Origin of the sequence: Pseudomonas sp. MWU16-30323 (assembly GCF_020515595.1) — a bacterium.
GTDB lineage: Bacteria > Pseudomonadota > Gammaproteobacteria > Pseudomonadales > Pseudomonadaceae > Aquipseudomonas > Aquipseudomonas yamanorum.
In genome coordinates this window covers 164,861-184,063 of the sequence record NZ_JAIWYM010000011.1, presented here as the reverse complement: position 1 = coordinate 184,063, position 19,203 = coordinate 164,861, and the positions used below count along the sequence as shown (strand labels likewise).

Below are 19,203 nucleotides of genomic sequence, written 5' to 3'. Positions count from 1 at the left end.
AAAGCTCTCTACACGGTCTGAATGATGTCCACCATGCTGCAGAACATTCCAACCCACGTGATTGCCGGGCCCTTGGGCGCTGGCAAGACCAGCCTGATCAAGCACCTGCTGGCCCAGCGCCCGGCCAACGAGCGGTGGGCGGTGTTGATCAATGAATTCGGGCAGATTGGCCTGGATGCTGCGCTGCTGACCCGTGATGACGACGGCATTGCTCTTGGTGAAGTGGCGGGTGGCTGCCTGTGTTGCGTCAACGGGGCGCCGTTCCAGGTAGGGCTGGGCCGTTTGTTGCGTAAGGCCAGGCCCGACCGGCTGTTTATCGAACCGTCCGGGTTGGGGCATCCGGCTCAATTGCTCAAACAGCTGCGGGAAGCGCCCTGGCAGCCAGTGCTGGCGGTGCAGCCGTGCGTGTTGGTACTGGATGCCCAGGCGTTGGCGGCGGGCAAGCTACTGCCCAACGCCCAGCGTGAAGCATTGGCCAGCGCCGGGCTGTTGGTATTGAACAAAAATGAAGCCCTGAGTGATGCGCAGCGCTTGTTGATTCAAGAGCAATTGCCCGACCGGCCGATCTATTGGACGCAGCAGGCGCAACTACTTTTGGCGCAGTTACCGGGTTTGAACGCTCAAGCCGCTGCGGCTGTGGATAACTTCGAGGTGCCCAAAGGCGTGGGGCAAATGCCGGCCTTCTGGACGGATCCGTCAGTGCCGATTTGCCTGAGTCAGGGCCAGGAGGGTGGTTGGAGCGTTGGTTGGCGCTGGCATCCCAGTCAGCAATTCGACCCGCAGCGCCTGCAGCAATGGCTGGCGTTGATGGACTGGCGGCGGGCAAAACTGGTTATCCACAGCTTCGACGGCTGGGTATCGGCCAACGCTGTGGATAACGCCGCGTTGGCCTGGCAGCCCAGCGAATGGCGCCGGGATTCGCGGATCGAATTGATCTTCAGCCAAGCGCAGGACATTGCGCAGTTACAGCGCGGGTTAGCCGATTGCCGTCAGTGACGGGTCTTGCTGCTGCCATGCTCTTGGCGCCACTGGCTTAGCTCGATGATCTCGGCGCTGGGCAGTGGCGTCTTTATCTCGAACGGGTAGGGCGCCAGCTCGATTTGCGCGCTGTGGGCGCCGAATTGGGTGATGGTCCCCGGGTGCCGCGTTTCGCCGGTCACGGTGAATTCGAAGTTGTAGACCCGTGCCAGGCGCCGCCGACCGCTGGCATCCTTCACAAAACCGATGCGTTTCAATGCCACGGCGCCATCGAGCAGCTCGATGTCGAGCTTGGCGCAGTGCTGCTTGACCCGTTCCAGCGCCCGCTCGCGCAGGCCGTGGTTGTGCCACAGCCAGGCAGCACCGGTCGCCAGCAGCATCAGCACGAAGATATTTCCGAGGGTCAGCATTCGATGAACTCCAACAAAGTGTGGCCAGCTTAACTGCGTCTCCGGTCTGTCGTACAGGCCGCGTTTAGTCGCATACTGCGCAGCCAGAATATCAATGGCTTTACGGAAATCCCCTGCATGAAACGTACGCCCCATCTGCTTGCGATCCAGTCTCATGTGGTCTTTGGCCATGCCGGAAACAGCGCCGCCGTGTTCCCCATGCAACGGGTCGGGGTGAACGTGTGGCCGCTCAATACCGTGCAGTTCTCCAACCACACTCAGTATGGTCAGTGGGCGGGAGAAGTGTTGGCGCCGCAGCAAATTCCTGCGCTGGTGGAAGGCATCGCGGCGATTGGCGAGCTGGGCAACTGTGATGCGGTGCTGTCCGGCTACCTGGGCAGTGCGGCCCAGGGGCGGGCGATCCTCACCGGCGTGGCGCGAATCAAGGCGATCAACCCCAAGGCGTTGTACCTGTGCGACCCGGTGATGGGCCATCCGGAGAAAGGCTGCATCGTGCCCCAGGAGGTCAGCGACTTTCTGCTGGACGAAGCGGCGGCGATGGCCGACTTCCTGTGCCCCAACCAGTTGGAGCTGGACAGCTTTGCCGGGCGCAAGCCGCAGTCGTTGTTCGATTGCCTGGGTATGGCCCGTGCGTTGCTGGCTCGTGGGCCGAAAGCGGTGTTGGTCAAGCACCTGGATTATCCCGGCAAGCTGCCGGACGGTTTCGAGATGCTGCTGGTGACGGCCGAAGGCAGCTGGCATCTGCGCCGGCCGCTGCTGGCGTTCCCGCGTCAGCCGGTGGGCGTGGGTGACCTGACATCGGGCCTGTTCCTGGCGCGGGTGTTGTTGGGGGACAGCCTGGTAGCGGCCTTTGAGTTCACCGCCGCAGCAGTGCATGAAGTGCTGCTGGAAACCCAGGCGTGCGCCAGCTATGAGCTGGAACTGGTGCGCGCCCAGGACCGGATTGCCCATCCGCGAGTTCGCTTTGAGGCAACCCCGATAGGGCTTTAAGGCCCGTCTGCCTTGATTTCCTGATAGCGCTTTTCCAGCTCCTGGCGAATCTGCCGGCGCTGTTGAGCCTGCACAAACCGGCGCTTGTCTTCGCTGTTCTGCGGTTGCAGCGGCGGCACGGCGGCCGGTTTGCGCTGGTCATCCACCGCGACCATGGTGAAGAAGCAGCTATTGGTGTGGCGTACCGAACGCTCACGGATGTTCTCGGTGACCACTTTGATCCCCACTTCCATCGACGTGTTGCCGGTGTAGTTGACCGAAGCCAGAAAGGTCACCAGCTCACCAACATGGATCGGCTCGCGAAAAATCACCTGGTCCACCGACAACGTCACCACATAGCGGCCGGCATAACGGCTGGCGCAGGCGTAGGCCACTTCGTCGAGGTATTTGAGCAGCGTGCCGCCGTGCACATTGCCTGAAAAGTTGGCCATGTCAGGGGTCATCAATACTGTCATCGACAGCTGGGCGTTTCCGGGTTCCATAGCACACTCACGGGTTGTAGGCATTGGGTGGGGAGGCACCTCTGCGGGTGCTGGAATCTTTGCAGAGCCATTCATAACGGGACGCTGGGCCCCGGCTTGCCGTCACGCCCGTGGCGATCTGTTTCCATATATTGCACCGGCTTTCTGTCGCAAGTCGCGGTGTTACCCTTCAAAAGCCCGTCTCAAAGGCAATTCTTACGATCAAGGCAGACTTTTCTTTCCGTTCATTGCGACCTTTCGCGGCGCATGCGTGGAAATGGGAAAAGCGCCAGTACCCCTCAAGGAGCCCCTCGCCATGCACGCCATCAGCTTTATCCAAGACCTGGCCGTGATCATGCTGGTGGCCGGGGTGGTGACGATCCTGTTCCATCGGCTCAAGCAGCCGGTGGTGTTGGGGTATATCGTCGCCGGCTTCATTATCGGCCCGCACACCCCACCGTTTGGCCTGATCCACGACGAAGACACCATCAAGACCCTGGCCGAGCTTGGAGTGATCTTCCTGATGTTCTGCCTGGGCCTGGAGTTCAGCCTGCGCAAGCTGTTCAAGGTCGGTGCCACGGCGTTTATCGCGGCGTTCCTCGAGATCATCCTGATGATCTGGATCGGCTACGAAATCGGCCGCTGGTTCGACTGGAACACCATGGACTCACTGTTCCTGGGCGCGATCCTGGCGATTTCCTCCACCACCATCATCGTCAAGGCGCTCAATGACCTGAAGATGAAAAACCAGCGCTTTGCCCAGCTGATTTTTGGCGTGCTGATCGTCGAAGACATCCTGGGCATCGGCATCATCGCCTTGCTGTCGAGCATCGCCGTCAGTGGCACGGTCAGCTCTGGTGAAGTGTTCTCCACCGTCGGCAAGCTGTCGTTGTTCATGATTGTCGCGCTGGTGATCGGGATCTTGCTGGTGCCGCGCCTGCTGGAGTACGTAGCCAGATTCGAAAGCAACGAGATGCTGCTGATCACCGTGCTGGGCCTGTGTTTCGGCTTCTGCCTGCTGGTGGTCAAGCTGGAATACAGCATGGTGCTGGGGGCATTCCTGATCGGCGCGATCATGGCCGAATCCCGCCAACTGCTGAAGATTGAGCGCTTGATCGAACCGGTTCGCGACATGTTCAGCGCGATCTTCTTTGTCGCCATTGGCTTGATGATCGACCCGCAGATCCTCCTGCAATACGCCTGGCCCATTGCGGTGATTACCGTGGCCGTGGTGCTGGGCAAGATGTTGTCCTGCGGGCTGGGGGCGTTTATCGCCGGCAACGATGGCCGCACCTCGCTGCGGGTGGGAATGGGCCTGTCACAGATTGGCGAATTTTCATTCATCATCGCCGCGTTGGGCATGACGTTGCAGGTCACCAGCGACTTCCTGTACCCGGTGGCGGTGGCGGTTTCTGCGATCACCACGCTGCTTACCCCGTATCTGATCCGTGGCGCGGACCCGCTGTCGCTGAAGATCGCGGCGGTCATGCCCAAGCGCATGAGCCGGGTGTTCGGGATGTATGGCGAGTGGTTGCGCAGTATTCAGCCCCAGGGCGAGGGGGCGATGCTGGCGTCGATGATCCGCAAGATCATTTTGCAGGTGGGGGTGAACCTGGCGCTGGTGGTAGCGATCTTCTTTGCCGGCGGCTTCTTTGCGGCACGCATTGGCGGTTATCTGGAAGGCTGGGTCAGTGATCCGAGCTGGCAGAAGGCATTGATCTGGGGTGGGGCGTTGCTGCTGTCGCTGCCGTTTTTGATCGCGGCGTACCGAAAGCTCAAGGCGCTGTCGATGCTGCTGGCGGAGATGAGCGTGAAGCCGGAAATGGCTGGGCGCCATACTCAGCGCGTGCGCCGGGTGATCGCCGAAGTGATCCCGATTCTTTCGCTGCTGGTGATTTTCCTGCTATTGGCAGCCTTGTCGGCCAGTATCCTGCCGACCAACAAGTTGCTGGGGCTGATCGCCGTGGTGACGGCCGCGGTGGCCGCCGTGCTCTGGCGCTGGTTCATCCGCGTGCATACGCGGATGCAGGTCGCCTTGCTGGAGACGCTGGATAACCATAAGGATACGCCGGAGCACTGAGAGGGTCGCAGAGGGCTGCTTCGCAGCCCAGCGCGAGCAAGCTCGCTCGCCACAACAAGCGCCCTTGGCACACAGTAGGTCTCAGCTTTCCAGCCAGACGTCCCGCGCCCAGTGCCACACCGATTCCCAGGTTTCTTCGGTGACGAGTTCTTCTTCGCCGGACCACAGCACCACGGTGCCGTCTTCCTCGACGCAGTAGTAGTCGTCGCCGTCCTGGCAGATCGGGATCATGCTGCGGTCAACACCGGCATCCCAGGCGTTGGCGGCAACGTCTGGCAGGTAGGTGTGGGACTGTGGGTCGGTGACGGTCACCGGCTCCAGGCTGCCGTAGACCACGTCGCTGACGGTCAGCAGGAATTCACGGAAGACGAACGGAATATCGATGAACAGTTGTTCCTCGATTTCCACCAGTTGGTCTTCGTCAGGCAGCTCCAGAGGAACCGGTACCGGTTCGTTGGCTTCACGCAATTGTTCGATAACTTCTTCCACGGCCGGGATCCTCTTGCTAGATGGCGCGGTTTATAGGGGCGTTTTATACAGTAGCTCGCTATAAGTGCAACCGTGAAATAGAAAACCCCGGACAAGTCCGGGGTTTTTGTTACTGCATACTCGAAGCGGGCAGGGATCAGCCGTTCTGGCGGATACCGGCGACCAGCCAAGGCTGGTTTTCGCCTTGTGGGCGTTCCATGTTCCAGCTTTCGCTGAACACTTCGCCCTGGTCGAAACGCGAGGTCTTCGACACACCGCTGAAGGTCAGGGTGGCGATGGTCTTGTCGGCGCGATCATCCACACCTTCAAGCTGCACTTTCAGGTCGTCGATGTAGGTCGACTGGAAGCCGTCGCCCAGGTCGGCACGTTCGCGCTTGAGGAACTCCAGCAGTTGCGGGGTCACGAACTCGGCGATCTTGTCCATTTCGTTGGCGTCCCAGTGTTGCTGCAGGGACTGGAAGTGGCTGCGGGCTGCTTCGACGAAACGCTCTTCGTTGAACCAGGCTGGCGCGTTGATCACCGGACGAGCGGCGGCAGGAGCCGCCGAACCGCCGAAGATCGAACCCATTGCAGCAGGCTTCTGCTCGAACACTTCACGCTGCATCGGCGCGCCGGCTGGAGCCATGTGCTCCTGCTGCTTGCGGCGACGGGCGGCGATAAAGCGGAAGATCAGGAAGGCGATGACCGCCATGATCAGGATGTCGAAGATCTGCATGCCCTGGAAGCCGCCGCCCATGAACATGGAGGCGAGCAGGCCGCCGGCCGCGATACCGGCCAGAGGGCCCAACCAGCGCGAAGCACCGCCAGCCTTGGCAGCAGCGCCTGCGGCACCGGCCGCGCCAGCGGTCGCCGCTGCGCCGCCCATGCCGCCGCCGGATGGGGCCATTTGGCTGGTCTGGTGGCTCGGCGCCGAGCCCATGGATTTGCCGCCACCGAAGCGCTTGGCGTTGGCGTCGAGGCTCATCGTCAGGCCGATGCACAACGCCATGGCGATGCTAAGAAAACGTTTCATAAAGGGAATTCCCATTTGTGGATTGCACGCGCGCCATGTTGCACAGGTGTGATGTCAGTGGCTAGCGGCATAGTGTTTCGGGCTTTTGCGTAGGGCCAATACCGAATCGTCTGTAGGACTTATTACAGATATTGGCCCCACCGCTGCCAAATACAAGGGCGGGGCAACATCCTTCATGTTCTGCAGTTGTTTCAGATTGCTTCGAGCTTGGCGTAGCCCATCATCAGCCACTTGCTGCCTTCGGCGAAATTCACCTGCACCCGGGCCTGGGCGCCTGAGCCTTCGAAGTTGAGGATCACGCCTTCGCCGAAGATCGCATGCTTGACCTGCTGGCCAAGGCTGAATGGCGTCTCGGGGATTTCCGAGCCGGCGAACATGCTGCTGGAGTTCTGCTGCTGGCCGCCGCCGAACGGTCGGCTGACGCTGTTGGACAGGCGCACTTCCTGAATCAGCCCTTTTGGCACTTCACGTACGAAGCGCGAGACCTTGTTGTAGGTCTCACTGCCGTACAGGCGGCGCGTTTCGGCGTAGGTCATCACCAGGTTCTGCATCGCCCGAGTGATACCCACATAGGCCAGGCGGCGTTCCTCTTCAAGGCGGCCGGGTTCTTCCAGGCTCATCTTATGGGGGAACAGGCCTTCTTCCATGCCCACCAGGAACACGTACGGGAACTCCAGGCCCTTGGCGCTGTGCAAGGTCATCAGCTGGATGCTGTCTTCGTGCTCGTCAGCCTGGGTGTCGCCGGCCTCCAGCGAAGCATGGCCGAGGAATGCCGCCAGTGGCGTCAGGTCTTCGTCTTCTTCGGTGTTTTCGAACGCGCGGGCGGCGCTGACCAGTTCCTCAAGGTTTTCTACCCGGGCCTGGCCTTTCTCGCCTTTTTCCGCTTCGTGGTAGGCGATCAGGCCGGACTGCTCGATCACGGTCTGGGTCATCAGGTGCAGGGGCATTTCCATGCACTTGGCGGCCAGGTTCTCGATCAGCTCGACAAACACGCTCAAGGCACCGGCCGCACGGCCGGTCAGGCCCTTGTTGGCGATCAGCAGGCGCATGGCTTCCCACATCGACACATCGCTGTGGCGTGCATGGTCGCGAATCGCCTCGACGGTCTTCTCGCCGATGCCGCGGGCCGGGATGTTGATCACCCGCTCCAGCGCCGCATCGTTGCCGCGACCTTCCAGCAAGCGCAGGTAGGCCATGGCGTTCTTGATTTCAGCACGTTCGAAGAAGCGCTGGCCGCCATAGATACGGTACGGAATGCGCTCGCGCAGCAAGGCTTCTTCCAATACCCGGGACTGGGCGTTGGAGCGGTAAAGGATCGCGATATCGCTGCGGGCCAGGCCGGTTTTCAGGGCACTTTCGATGGTTTCCACCACGTAGCGCGCTTCATCGTGTTCGTTGAAGGCGGCGTACAGGTTGATCGCTTCGCCTTCGCCGCCGTCGGTCCACAGCTCTTTGCCCAGGCGCCCGGTGTTGTTGGCGATCAAGGCGTTGGCGGCCTTGAGAATCCCGGCGGTGGAGCGGTAGTTCTGCTCCAGGCGAATGGTTTCGGCGTCCGGGAAGTCGTCGCTGTACTGGTAGATGTTCTCGATTTTCGCGCCACGCCAGCCGTAGATCGACTGGTCGTCGTCGCCCACCACCATCAAGCTGTCGCCGCCCTTGGCCAGCAGGCGCAACCAGGCGTACTGCACGGCGTTGGTGTCCTGGAACTCGTCCACCAGGATGTGGCGGAAACGCTTCTGGTAGTGCGCCAGCAAGCCCGGGTTGTCGCGCCACAGGTCGAGGGCGCGAAGCAGCAGTTCGGAGAAGTCGATCACGCCGGCGCGCTGGCAGGCCACTTCATAGGCTTCATAAATGCTGCGCATGGTGGCCAGGAACAGGTCGCCGCTGGCCTGGATATGTTGCGGGCGCAGGCCTTCATCTTTCTGGCCGTTGATAAACCACTGGGCCTGACGGACCGGCCAGCGTTGTTCATCCAGGCCCAGCTCGCGGATTACCCGCTTGACCAGGCGTTGCTGGTCGTCGCTGTCGAGAATCTGGAAGGTCTGGCTCAGGCCGGCTTCCTGCCAATGGGCCCGCAGCAGGCGGTGCGCCAGGCCGTGGAAGGTGCCCACCCACATGCCGGCCGGGCTGATGCCCATCAACTGCTCGATGCGATGACGCATCTCGGCCGCGGCCTTGTTGGTGAAGGTCACCGACAGGATGGAGTGAGGCGAGGCGTTCTCGACCTGGATCAACCAGGCGATACGGTGCACCAGCACTCGGGTTTTACCGGAGCCAGCACCGGCCAGGACCAACTGACGGCCAACGGGGGCCGCTACGGCCTGGCGTTGGGCATCGTTGAGGGAGTTCAGCAAAAGGGAGAGATCATCGCGCATCGGCGCATTCTAGGGTGCCCGGGGGAGACGGGCAAATCCCAATGCCGGATGGTCGCGGGAAAACTTCAGGGCCTGCACTGGATAAGGCAACAATCTGTTCACGGTGATGACCGGTCGGTCATCGCCCACAGCCCGCGCCCTGTCTCACTCAAGCTGTCTGGCTCCAAGGTTTGCGCCTGATTATCACGCTGTTTTTATGACGTGGAGCAGTTTGGCCCGAGCGTTTGCTTGTGTATGCTCCGTCGACGTTTCGGGCTCACCATTATAAGAACACTGCCTATGACCCTTAGCATTGACCTGGCTGGCCCCTCGGTGGCGCCGGCGCAGGTTATCCGCAAGCACTACGCCATGGAGATGGCGGTCGAGCGCACGCGCCTGCTTTACCAAGGCTCCCTGCTGCCTACCTTATTAATGCTGGTGAATGGACTGGTCTGCGCCTGGTTACTCTGGAGCCCGCAGCGCTACCTGCTGGACAGCATTTGGCTGGTGTGGCTGCTGGCGCTGGTGGCCCTGCGGGTGATTCAGGTGGCGGCGTTCGATTCGGCCATGCCGAGCCGTCAGGCGCAGCCGATCTGGCGCCGCATGTTCATGCTGGGCTCGGCCGTCAGCGGCCTGACGCTGGCCAGTGCTGCCATTGCCCTGGTGCCGGTGGACAGCTTCGCGCAACAGGCCTGGGTGTTCGGCTTGCTCGGCGCGGCGACCTTGTCCGCCAGTGTGGCCTACGCCGTCAGCCTGCCGGCGTTCTTGTCGTTTGCCTTGCCCTGTCTGGTGCCGGCCATCCTCTATTTATTCTGGACCGGCGACCCGCAGCAGCAGGGTTGGGGCTTTTTGGGCCTGATTCTGCTGGCCTCCCTGAGTCTGGTGGCGTGGCAGGTCAACCGCCTGATCCAGCGCGGGCTGCTCAGGCGCTTCCAGAACCAGGCGTTGATCGAGCATCTCCAGCAAGCGCAGCAGCGCAGCGAGCAGCTGAATCAGGAACTGGTGCGTGAAGTGGAGCAGCGACGCCAGGTCGAGCAAGAGTTGCGCGAGGCGCAGATCGGCCTGCAACAGCGCGTCGATCAGCGTAGCCAGGAACTGGATGCCGCCAGCCTGGCCCTGAGCAAAAGCGAGGCGCGCCTGGCGATGGCCTTGCAGGCCAGCGAACTGGGCCTGTGGGACTGGAACCTGCAAACCGACGAGGTCCACCACACCCAACTCAAGGAACTGTTCGGCCTGGAGCCTGAATACGTCACGGCGATGCTCAGCCATCTCAAGCCGCGGCTGCACCCGGACGATTTGCCGCTGCTCAAGCGTGCGCTGGTGGAACACCTGAAAGGCCGCAGCGAGGATTACCTGGTGGAATACCGGGTGCGCCATGGTGATGGTCATTGGGTTTGGATTCAGGACCGTGGCCGCGCCGTGGAGCGCTCGCCCAGCGGACGCGTCACGCGGATGCTCGGCACCCGCCGCGACATCAGCGCCGGCAAAGTCCTGGAAGAACAGCAGCGCCTGGCCTCGACGGTGTTCGAGGCGGCCAGCGAAGGCATTGTGATCCTCGACCCGGACTACGTGCTGGTAGCGGTCAACCAGGCGTTCAGCCGCGTCACCGGCTTCGACATTGACGACATGATCGGCCGCAATGTCGTCGAACTCCCCTGCAGCCGCGACGCACGGCGGCACTTCCCGGTGATTCGCCAGGCGTTGCTCAGCCACGGCACCTGGCAGGGCGAGCTCGTGGAGACCCGCAAGAACGGCGAACTCTATCCGCAGTGGCTGCAATTGAACGTGGTGCGCGATATTCGGGGAAACGTCAGCCACATCGTGGGCTTCTTCGCCGATCTGTCCGCGCGCCGCGAGTCCGAAGAGCGCATGCGCTATCTCACGCACTACGACGAATTGACCGGGCTGGCCAACCGTTCGTTGTTCCGCGAGCGGCTGCGGGAAGCTCATCAACGTGTGCGCCAGGGCGGTCGCAGCCTGGCCTTGCTGCATATCAACCTGGACCGTTTCAAGCTGCTCAACGACAGCCTCGGGCATGAAGTGGCCGACCAGTTGTTGCAGAAAATGGCCCGCCGCTTGATCAACGCCTTGCCCGAGGCCGACACCATTGCGCGGCTCTCTGGCGATGAATTCGCCGTGCTGTTCGACGCGTACGGCAACCTGTCGAGCCTGGCGCGGGTGGCCACGCGGCTACTGGCCAAGTTGCGGGTGCCGGTGACGGTGGACGGGCATGAGTTGGTGGTCAGCGCCTCAATGGGTGTCAGCCTATTGCCCGACAATGCGCGGGAAATATCCGCGCTGGTCAGCCAGTCGAACATGGCTATGCAGCACGCCAAGCATTTGGGCGGGAATAATTTCCAGTTCTACACCGACAGCTTGCAAGCCAGCACCCTGGAGCGCTTGCAGCTGGAAAACCAGCTGCGCAAGGCGATTGATGAGCGCCAGCTCACGGTGTTCTACCAACCCAAGCTGTGCCTGGCCAGCGGCAAGCTGAATGCCGCTGAGGCGTTGATCCGCTGGGAGCATCCGCAGTGGGGCATGGTGCCGCCGGGGGACTTTATCGGGCTGGCCGAAGAAACCGGATTGATCGTACCGCTGGGGGAGTTGGTGTTGCGCCAGGCCTGCTGGCAGGCCTGTGAGTGGCAGCGCCAGGGGCTGGCGCCGATCCGTGTGTCGGTCAACCTGTCGGTACACCAATTGCGCCAGGGCAAGCTGGTCAGCCTGGTGCGCCAGGTGCTGGAAGAAACCGGGCTTGATCCGCAATACCTGGAGCTTGAACTGACCGAAAGCCAGTTGCTCGACAGTGTCGAGCACATCATCTCGACCTTCCAGCAACTGCGCGACTTGGGTGTGAAACTGGCGATTGATGATTTCGGCACCGGCTACTCGTCCCTCAGCTACCTCAAGCGCATCCCCGTGGACTACGTGAAGATCGACCAGACGTTCATTCGCGGCCTCGGTCAGGGCCGCGAAGATGCCTCGATCACCCGCGCAATCATCGCCATGGCTCACGGGCTGTCGCTCAAGGTGGTGGCCGAGGGCGTGGAAGATCAGCAGCAGCTGGATTTCCTGCGGGCCGAGCAATGCGATGAAGTGCAGGGCTATTTGATCAGTCGGCCGATGGAGGCGGACGGTCTGGCGGATTTGTTACGAAAAAATGCCAATTTTCTGTAGTTGAGCCCAAGCCGCACGCGGGGCTACATCGGGCCTGCCCGCTGAATCAGCGGGCAACAGCGCGATTAAGTGATGCATCGAACGGGCAAATCGGCAATTCTTGTAGTATAACTACAAGCTTGCTACATCCCCTGGCTCCGCCAATAACAAGAGTCCTGCCCTTTGAACCTGTTGCAACATATCGCCCAGTCGCGCCACCTGTTACGCAAATCGGAACTCAAGGTTGCCGATCACGTGCTGCTTGACCCTGCGGCTGTGATGCACAGTTCCATGGCCGACCTGGCCCACAGCGTGGGCATCAGCGAGCCGACCATCGTGCGTTTCTGCCGCGCCATTGGTTGCTCCGGTTTCCAGGACTTGAAGCTCAAGCTGGCCCAGAGCCTTGCCGCCGGTGCGAGCTTCGGGCAGTTCGCGATTCACGAAGACGATTCCGTCGCCGACTACAGCCTGAAAATCTTCGACACCACCCTGCATACCCTGATGGAAGTGCGGGAAAAGCTTGACCCGGTAGAGCTGCAAAAAGCCGTGACTGCCATGTCCCAGGCCCAGCGCGTGGAGTTCTATGGTTTTGGCGCGTCCGGTGCGGTGGCGGCGGATGCCCAGCACAAGTTCTTCCGTTTGCTGCTGACTGCGGCGGCCTACAGCGACCCGCACATGCAGGCGATGTCGGCAGTGACGTTGAAGCCCACCGACGTGGCGATCTGCATCTCCCAGTCGGGCCGCTCCAAGGATTTGCTGATCACCGCCAACCTGGTGCGTGAAAGCGGCGCGACCCTGATTACCCTGTGCCCGAGCCAGACGCCATTGGCGGAGCTGTCCACCGTCAACCTGGCGATCGATGTGCACGAGGACACCGAGATCTACACGCCGCTGACCTCGCGTATCGCCCACCTGGTGGTGATCGACGTGCTGGCGATGGGCGTGGCCATGGCGCGGGGGCCGAGCCTGGTCAACCACCTCAAGAGCGTGAAGCGCAGCTTGCGCAGCCTTCGGTTGTCGCCCAAGTCCGTAAAAGCCCTCGACGACTGACTCAGGGGCATACTCGGTCAAAATGTGGGAGCTGGCTTGCCTGCGATAGCGATCTGTCAGTTGCCATCTTCATGGGCTGATGCACCGTTATCGCAGGCAAGCCAGCTCCCACAGTTGATCGTGTTTGAGCCTCGGAAGATTCATCGTCCTGTCATCCCCGTGCCGCTAAACCGTCATTGCCGGCGCCCATCCTGAACTCCCCTTACTCGCATTGGGAGACTCGAAATGGCTCGGCAATACGAAGAAAGCAACAGCGCTGTCAAAACCCGCCGCCAACAGGAAGACCAGCGCCGCATGGCCTTCCGTCGCGCAATTGAAGACCGCTGCGATCAGCGCCAATTGCAACAGAGCATCAGTGACTATCCGGAGCTCCACTGGCAGGCGCCCGCAGCTGCCCAGCGAAGCGCTCAGCCAGCGCGCTGATTTGCAGCCGCTCGCTGCGGATAAAGCCCAGGAAGGCATGGGCCACCGGTGACAGGCGTTTGGCCTTGGCCTGCACCAGGCACCAACTGCGGTACAGCGGCAGTTCTTCCACCGGCAACTCCTTGAGCCCGCCGGTGGCCAGTTCCAGGTTGACCGCGTGGCGCGTCAGCAGCGCCACGCCCAACCCGGCGGTCACGCACTCGCGCTGGGCCTCGGCGGAAGACACTTCCACCGTCTGGGTGAAGTGCACGCGCTTCTCCTTGAAGTACTCCTCGCACGCCATCCGCGTCCCGGAACCTGGCTCGCGCAACAGCAGCGTGTAAGGCTCCAGGTCCTGCAAGCGCAGCGGCCCTTGATGGCTCAGCGGGTGATCGTGGGGCGCCACCGCGACAATCGGGTTGTTCAGGAACGGCAGGAATTCCAGGCCCATGTCCTGGGGCACCATGGACATGATCACCAGGTCATCGCGGTTGTCCGACAGCCTGCGAATCACCTGGGCGCGGTTGACCACCGTCAGGTGCAGGTTGACCTCAGGGTGCTGGCGCTTGAAGGCGGCAAACAGGTGCGGCACGAAGTACTTGGCGCTGGATTCCACCGCCAGTTTCAGCTGGCCTTGCAACGAGCCCTGCATGTCGGAGAGCTGCATGTCGAGGTTTTCCAGGCGCCCGAAGATGTCTCGGCTGGCCCGTTGCAGCGCTTCGGCCGCTTCAGTCATATAGAGCTTTTTGCCGACGTAATCGAACAACGGCTGGCCGAGCAGCTCTTCCAGCTGCTTGATTTGTAGGCTAACGGCTGGTTGCGTGAGGGACATTTCCTCGGCTGCGCGGCTGTAGGAACGCAAATCACAGACTTCATTGAAAATCTGCAACTGACGCAATGTCATACGCATCAATGACTTACGCATTACTCAAGCACTCCTGCCGACCTCTGATGCGCTGACTATAAGTCTTTGCTTATACACAACCCAATTATTATTGATTTTTGTTAATCCCTACAGGGGCATAGTGTGTGTCTCGCGACTGGCTTGAAACATTTAGTCACGCGCCGACCCGGCTCCGGCGGGTCGAAGTAGGTAGCAATCGGCTCAAGGGAATTTCCAAGTGATAAAAAAGATCCTGATCGCCAACCGTGGTGAGATTGCCGTACGTATCGTGCGTGCCTGCGCCGAGATGGGCATTCGTTCGGTCGCGGTCTATTCCGACGCCGATCGCCATGCCCTGCATGTAAAGCGTGCAGATGAAGCCCACAGCATCGGTGCCGAGCCATTGGCCGGCTACCTGAACCCGCGCAAGCTGGTGAACCTGGCGGTGGAAACCGGTTGCGACGCGCTGCACCCCGGTTACGGCTTCCTCTCGGAAAACGCCGAGCTGGCAGATATTTGCGCCGAACGTGGGATCAAGTTCATCGGTCCGTCGGCCGAAGTGATTCGTCGCATGGGCGACAAGACCGAAGCCCGCCGCAGCATGATCAAGGCCGGCGTGCCGGTGACCCCGGGCACTGAAGGCAACGTTGCCGACATCGCCGAAGCCCTCACCGAAGGCGACCGCATCGGTTACCCGGTGATGCTCAAGGCCACCTCCGGTGGTGGCGGTCGCGGTATCCGTCGCTGCAACAGCCGCGAAGAACTTGAACAAGCCTTCCCTCGCGTGATTTCCGAAGCCACCAAGGCGTTCGGGTCGGCGGAAGTGTTCCTGGAAAAATGCATCGTCAATCCCAAGCACATCGAGGCGCAGATCCTCGGTGACAGCTTCGGCAACGTAGTGCATCTGTTCGAGCGTGATTGCTCGATCCAGCGCCGTAACCAGAAGCTGATCGAAATCGCCCCGAGCCCCCAGCTAACCCCTGAACAGCGCGCCTACATCGGCGACCTGTCGGTGCGCGCCGCCAAGGCCGTGGGCTACGAGAACGCCGGCACCGTGGAGTTCCTGCTCGCCGAGGGCGAGGTGTACTTCATGGAGATGAACACCCGGGTGCAGGTGGAACACACCATCACCGAAGAAATCACCGGCATCGACATTGTGCGTGAGCAGATCCGCATCGCGTCGGGCCTGCCGCTGTCGGTCAAGCAGGAAGACATTCAGCACCGGGGTTTCGCGTTGCAGTTCCGCATCAACGCCGAAGACCCGAAGAACAACTTTCTCCCCAGCTTCGGCAAGATCACCCGTTACTACGCGCCCGGCGGTCCCGGTGTGCGTACCGACACGGCGATCTACACCGGCTACACCATCCCGCCGTTCTACGACTCCATGTGCCTGAAACTGGTGGTGTGGGCGTTGACCTGGGAAGAAGCCATGGACCGTGGCCTGCGCGCCCTGGACGACATGCGTCTGCAAGGCGTGAAGACCACCGCCGCCTATTACCAGGAAATCCTGCGTAACCCGGAATTCCGCAGCGGCCAGTTCAACACCAGTTTTGTGGAAAGCCACCCTGAGCTGACCAACTACTCGATCAAGCGCAAACCCGAAGAGCTGGCCCTGGCCATCGCCGCCGCCATCGCCGCCCACGCAGGCCTGTGAGGAATACAACAATGTCCAAGAAAATCTTTGTCACCGACACCATCCTGCGCGACGCCCACCAATCGTTGCTGGCGACCCGCATGCGCACCGACGACATGCTGCCGATCTGCGACAAGCTCGACAAAGTCGGCTACTGGTCCCTGGAAGTCTGGGGCGGCGCGACCTTCGACGCCTGCGTACGCTTCCTGAAAGAAGACCCGTGGGAGCGCCTGCGCAAACTGCGTGCGGCCTTGCCCAACACGCGCCTGCAAATGCTCTTGCGTGGCCAGAACCTGCTGGGCTACCGCCACTACAGCGACGACGTGGTCAAAGCCTTCGTCGCCAAGGCCGCCGTCAACGGTATCGACGTGTTCCGCATCTTCGACGCGATGAACGACGTGCGTAACCTGCGGGTGGCCATCGAAGCGGTGAAAGCGGCCGGCAAACATGCCCAGGGCACCATCGCCTACACCACCAGCCCGGTGCACACCATCGAGGCGTTCGTGGCCCAGGCCAAGCAAATGGAAGCCATGGGTTGCGACTCGGTGGCGATCAAGGACATGGCCGGCCTGCTGACGCCATACGCCACCGGCGAACTGGTCAAGGCGCTGAAAGCAGAGCAAAGCCTGCCGATCTTCATTCACTCCCATGACACCGCCGGCCTGGCTTCGATGTGCCAACTCAAGGCCATCGAAAACGGCGCCGACCATATCGACACCGCGATCTCCAGCTTCGCCTGGGGCACCAGCCACCCGGGTACCGAGTCGATGGTCGCGGCCCTCAAAGGCAGCGAGTTCGACACCGGCCTGAGCCTGGAACTGCTGCAGGAAATCGGCCTGTACTTCTACGCCGTGCGCAAGAAGTACCACCAGTTCGAAAGCGAATTCACGGCGGTCGATACCCGTGTGCAAGTCAACCAGGTACCGGGCGGGATGATTTCCAACCTGGCCAACCAGTTGAAAGAGCAGGGCGCGCTGAACCGCATGAGCGAAGTGCTGGCTGAAATCCCGCGGGTGCGTGAAGACCTCGGCTTCCCGCCGCTGGTTACCCCGACTTCGCAGATCGTTGGCACCCAGGCGTTCTTCAACGTGCTGGCCGGCGAGCGCTACAAGACCATCACCAACGAAGTGAAGCTGTACCTGCAAGGCGGCTACGGCAAGGCGCCGGGCACCGTGAATGAAAAACTGCGGCGCCAGGCCATCGGCAGCGAGGAAGTCATCGACGTGCGCCCGGCGGACCTGTTGAAGCCGGAAATGACCAAGCTGCGCGGCGAAATCGGCGCGTTGGCCAAGTCCGAAGAAGACGTGCTGACCTACGCGATGTTCCCGGACATCGGGCGCAAGTTCCTCGAAGAGCGCGACGCCGGCACCTTGAGCCCGGAAGTGCTGTTGCCGATTCCTGAAGCCGGCGGCGTGGCCCGTGCCGGTGGTGAAGGTGTGCCGACCGAGTTCGTGATCGACGTGCACGGCGAAAGCTACCGCGTGGACATCACCGGTGTCGGCGTCAAGGCCGAAGGCAAGCGCCACTTCTACCTGTCCATCGACGGCATGCCCGAAGAAGTGGTGTTCGAACCGCTCAACGAGTTTGTCAGCAGTGGCGGCAGCAAGCGCAAGCACGCTACCGCGCCGGGCCATGTCAGCACGGCAATGCCGGGCAATATCGTCGACGTGCTGGTCAAGGAAGGCGATGTGGTGAAAGCCGGCCAGGCCGTGTTGATCACTGAAGCGATGAAGATGGAGACCGAAGTACAGGCGGCGATCGCCGGCAAGGTCACCGCCGTTCACGTGGCCAAGGGCGACCGGGTCAACCCGGGTGAAATCCTGATTGAAATCGAAGGCTGATCAACAGCCTTCGAGACTACCGCTTAAACCTCGGGGGGGCATGTGCCCCCTTTTTTTTTCGCCCGCAATAATCAGAACGCCAGGGTCCACTGGCCCAGCAAACCCTGGTTACGGCTGTGGGTGCCGACCTCGGCGGTATAGGCCAGGCCCACGGTGTGCCGGGTCGACAGCGCCAGGTCTACCCCGGTGTGCAACGCCAGGCTGTCGCGGTCCAGGGAGGTGCCTTCGATGGTGAAGTCACTGTTGAAGCCCGGCCGTTTTATCCACGCGGAGGACTGGCGCACGGTGCTGCTCACGTCACCGTAGAGGTGCTTCCAGCCTGTGCTCAGGTGCGGCTTGAGGGTCATCTGGTTGTCCAGCGTCAAGGCACTGGCCAGGCGCAAGCCGAAGGTGCTGCTGAGGTTTTCCTGGGTCTGGGCGCCGACATTCAGCGCTGTAAAGCCGCCTTTTTCCTTGTAGCGGTCGCGGTGATAGCGCTGGTAGCCGATACCCGCATAGGGTTCGACGCTGAAACTGCCCTTGTCCAGTTGATAGCCCAGCTCGGCGAAAGCGTTCTGGCTTTGGGCGTTGTATTTGCCCTTGGACTGCTCGCGGTGCTCAACGAAATCAAAGTCTACGGTGCGTTGGGTTTGGCCGGCATGGCTGCTGTAGATCGCCCCCAGGCGCAGTGCAAGGGGGCCGTCCTGACGCACGGCGTAACCGCCGAGGTGCCAGCTGTCCAGTTCGCCCTTGAAGCGTTTGGCGTTCAGGTCGCTGGCGGACTTGGCGCCCATCACACCCACCCGCCAGGCATCGTCCACTGCCCAGTCGCCGCCCAGCATCAGGCCTTGGGTGTGTTGCTGCAGGCCCACGCTACCGTGCTGTCCTTCAAGCTTGCCAGCGTTGCCCAGGGCCTGGAGCCATACGTGGCCATTGCCTTCGGCATCCGTAAGGTTGCGTTCGTCGCCTGTCCTGCGCATGACGGAAAGCAGGCTGTTGTTGAGCTGTTTCATGCTGTCTTGAGTGGCGGCGCCAAGGTTGGCGTTCTGGCTGCCTGCCAGTTGCTCCAGAACTGCACCCACACGGCCCGGTGCCAGCCTGCCAAGTTCCCGGGCGATATTGTCCAGTTCGTACTCTTGCCACTCATTGAGTTCGCCCGACTTGATGAGGGTGTCCACGGCAGAGTCCAGTACGCGGGCAACCTGCTGGCCGTTACGGGTGGTGGCGTGGTCGTTGAAGTAAAAGTCGAGAGTGGGCGTGGGTGGCTTGGGGCGCTGATGGCCTTGCTGGCCGACCTCTGGCGCCGGGATGAACCACTCGCTGTCTGGATCGATGTCCCCTCGCGCCTGGACGAATTGAGTGTTGGTGGCACCCAGCGCGAAGGTGATGGCGAGTGCGAGTTGTTTCTGAAGGAGTGGCATGTAGATCCGACCTCTTGATGTATGAGGTCGGGAAATCTAGCGAGGTAAACGGCGGATAAATGTCAGG

Annotated in this window: 15 protein-coding genes; 8 read left to right on the top strand and 7 right to left on the bottom strand. The window is 61.5% G+C overall.

What is annotated here, in order from left to right; translation table 11 throughout:
* The first annotated feature begins 33 nt into the window (after positions 1-33).
* The gene (locus LIY45_RS15690; protein WP_226476851.1) at positions 34-996 is read left to right on the top strand and encodes a CobW family GTP-binding protein; all 963 of its coding nucleotides are present in this window, start codon (positions 34-36) and stop codon (positions 994-996) included.
* On the opposite strand, the gene LIY45_RS15685 is transcribed toward LIY45_RS15690, so the two are convergent.
* Positions 990-1,388: a DUF3301 domain-containing protein gene (locus LIY45_RS15685; protein ID WP_226476850.1), complete on the bottom strand. Its 399-nt coding sequence runs from the start codon at positions 1,386-1,388 to the stop codon at positions 990-992. The two genes, LIY45_RS15690 and LIY45_RS15685, sit on opposite strands and share 7 nt — an antisense overlap.
* Before the next feature lie 117 nt (positions 1,389-1,505).
* Between LIY45_RS15685 and pdxY the strand changes: the two genes are divergently transcribed.
* Positions 1,506-2,378 carry a pyridoxal kinase PdxY gene (gene pdxY, locus LIY45_RS15680; RefSeq protein WP_063033787.1) on the top strand — a complete coding sequence of 291 codons (873 nt, stop codon included), beginning with the start codon at positions 1,506-1,508 and terminating at the stop codon, positions 2,376-2,378.
* Here pdxY and LIY45_RS15675 read toward each other — a convergent pair.
* Positions 2,375-2,860 (bottom strand): acyl-CoA thioesterase, encoded by a 486-nt coding sequence (locus tag LIY45_RS15675; protein WP_003213461.1) that lies wholly within the window; start codon positions 2,858-2,860, stop codon positions 2,375-2,377. The two genes, pdxY and LIY45_RS15675, sit on opposite strands and share 4 nt — an antisense overlap.
* Positions 2,861-3,155: 295 nt before the next feature.
* Here LIY45_RS15675 and LIY45_RS15670 point away from each other — a divergent pair, with 295 nt between their 5' ends.
* On the top strand, positions 3,156-4,919 hold the full coding sequence (locus LIY45_RS15670; RefSeq protein ID WP_226476849.1) for a cation:proton antiporter: 1,764 nt from the start codon (positions 3,156-3,158) through the stop codon (positions 4,917-4,919).
* An 81-nt stretch (positions 4,920-5,000) separates the two neighbouring features.
* On the opposite strand, the gene LIY45_RS15665 is transcribed toward LIY45_RS15670, so the two are convergent.
* The 3 genes from LIY45_RS15665 to uvrD form a co-directional block, all read right to left on the bottom strand.
* A complete protein-coding gene (locus tag LIY45_RS15665) occupies positions 5,001-5,408 on the bottom strand; it encodes an SMI1/KNR4 family protein (protein ID WP_003213456.1) in 408 nt (135 codons plus the stop codon).
* 136 nt (positions 5,409-5,544) lie between these two features.
* The gene (locus LIY45_RS15660; RefSeq protein ID WP_003213454.1) at positions 5,545-6,420 is read right to left on the bottom strand and encodes a Tim44 domain-containing protein; all 876 of its coding nucleotides are present in this window, start codon (positions 6,418-6,420) and stop codon (positions 5,545-5,547) included.
* A 191-nt stretch (positions 6,421-6,611) separates the two neighbouring features.
* On the bottom strand, positions 6,612-8,795 hold the full coding sequence (uvrD, locus tag LIY45_RS15655) for a DNA helicase II (RefSeq protein WP_226476848.1): 2,184 nt from the start codon (positions 8,793-8,795) through the stop codon (positions 6,612-6,614).
* A 279-nt stretch (positions 8,796-9,074) separates the two neighbouring features.
* On the opposite strand from uvrD, the gene LIY45_RS15650 reads away from it, so the two are divergent.
* The 3 genes from LIY45_RS15650 to LIY45_RS15640 all read left to right on the top strand — a co-directional run bounded on the left by LIY45_RS15650 (position 9,075) and on the right by LIY45_RS15640 (position 13,400).
* Entirely contained in the window at positions 9,075-11,948 is a 2,874-nt protein-coding gene (locus LIY45_RS15650) for an EAL domain-containing protein (RefSeq protein WP_226476847.1), read from the top strand.
* A gap of 162 nt (positions 11,949-12,110) precedes the next feature.
* On the top strand, positions 12,111-12,977 hold the full coding sequence (gene hexR, locus LIY45_RS15645) for a transcriptional regulator HexR (RefSeq protein ID WP_010168370.1): 867 nt from the start codon (positions 12,111-12,113) through the stop codon (positions 12,975-12,977).
* A gap of 225 nt (positions 12,978-13,202) precedes the next feature.
* Entirely contained in the window at positions 13,203-13,400 is a 198-nt protein-coding gene (locus LIY45_RS15640) for a hypothetical protein (RefSeq protein ID WP_081253237.1), read from the top strand.
* Here the strand turns inward: LIY45_RS15640 and LIY45_RS15635 are convergent.
* The gene (locus LIY45_RS15635) at positions 13,330-14,304 is read right to left on the bottom strand and encodes a LysR family transcriptional regulator (RefSeq protein WP_226476846.1); all 975 of its coding nucleotides are present in this window, start codon (positions 14,302-14,304) and stop codon (positions 13,330-13,332) included. The genes LIY45_RS15640 and LIY45_RS15635 overlap by 71 nt on opposite strands.
* Before the next feature lie 196 nt (positions 14,305-14,500).
* Between LIY45_RS15635 and LIY45_RS15630 the strand changes: the two genes are divergently transcribed.
* Both LIY45_RS15630 and oadA read left to right on the top strand, forming a co-directional pair.
* Positions 14,501-15,916, top strand: a complete 1,416-nt coding sequence (locus tag LIY45_RS15630; RefSeq protein ID WP_003213442.1) for an acetyl-CoA carboxylase biotin carboxylase subunit — start codon at positions 14,501-14,503, stop codon at positions 15,914-15,916.
* 11 nt (positions 15,917-15,927) lie between these two features.
* Entirely contained in the window at positions 15,928-17,736 is a 1,809-nt protein-coding gene (gene oadA / locus LIY45_RS15625; protein WP_226476845.1) for a sodium-extruding oxaloacetate decarboxylase subunit alpha, read from the top strand.
* Between the two features lie 71 nt (positions 17,737-17,807).
* Here oadA and LIY45_RS15620 read toward each other — a convergent pair whose 3' ends face one another.
* On the bottom strand, positions 17,808-19,136 hold the full coding sequence (locus LIY45_RS15620) for an autotransporter outer membrane beta-barrel domain-containing protein (RefSeq protein ID WP_226476844.1): 1,329 nt from the start codon (positions 19,134-19,136) through the stop codon (positions 17,808-17,810).
* Positions 19,137-19,203 lie beyond the last annotated feature (67 nt).

Excerpts from the sequence above, each read along its gene's own strand:
- LIY45_RS15690 (WP_226476851.1), top strand. The coding sequence starts at position 34 with ATGCTGCAGAACATTCCAACCCACGTGATTGCCGGGCCCTTGGGCGCT.
- LIY45_RS15685 (WP_226476850.1), bottom strand. The coding sequence starts at position 1,388 with ATGCTGACCCTCGGAAATATCTTCGTGCTGATGCTGCTGGCGACCGGT.
- pdxY (WP_063033787.1), top strand. The coding sequence starts at position 1,506 with ATGAAACGTACGCCCCATCTGCTTGCGATCCAGTCTCATGTGGTCTTT.
- LIY45_RS15675 (WP_003213461.1), bottom strand. The coding sequence starts at position 2,860 with ATGGAACCCGGAAACGCCCAGCTGTCGATGACAGTATTGATGACCCCT.
- LIY45_RS15670 (WP_226476849.1), top strand. The coding sequence starts at position 3,156 with ATGCACGCCATCAGCTTTATCCAAGACCTGGCCGTGATCATGCTGGTG.
- LIY45_RS15660 (WP_003213454.1), bottom strand. The coding sequence starts at position 6,420 with ATGAAACGTTTTCTTAGCATCGCCATGGCGTTGTGCATCGGCCTGACG.
- uvrD (WP_226476848.1), bottom strand. The coding sequence starts at position 8,795 with ATGCGCGATGATCTCTCCCTTTTGCTGAACTCCCTCAACGATGCCCAA.
- LIY45_RS15650 (WP_226476847.1), top strand. The coding sequence starts at position 9,075 with ATGACCCTTAGCATTGACCTGGCTGGCCCCTCGGTGGCGCCGGCGCAG.
- LIY45_RS15640 (WP_081253237.1), top strand. The coding sequence starts at position 13,203 with ATGGCTCGGCAATACGAAGAAAGCAACAGCGCTGTCAAAACCCGCCGC.
- LIY45_RS15635 (WP_226476846.1), bottom strand. The coding sequence starts at position 14,304 with ATGCGTAAGTCATTGATGCGTATGACATTGCGTCAGTTGCAGATTTTC.
- oadA (WP_226476845.1), top strand. The coding sequence starts at position 15,928 with ATGTCCAAGAAAATCTTTGTCACCGACACCATCCTGCGCGACGCCCAC.
- LIY45_RS15620 (WP_226476844.1), bottom strand. The coding sequence starts at position 19,136 with ATGCCACTCCTTCAGAAACAACTCGCACTCGCCATCACCTTCGCGCTG.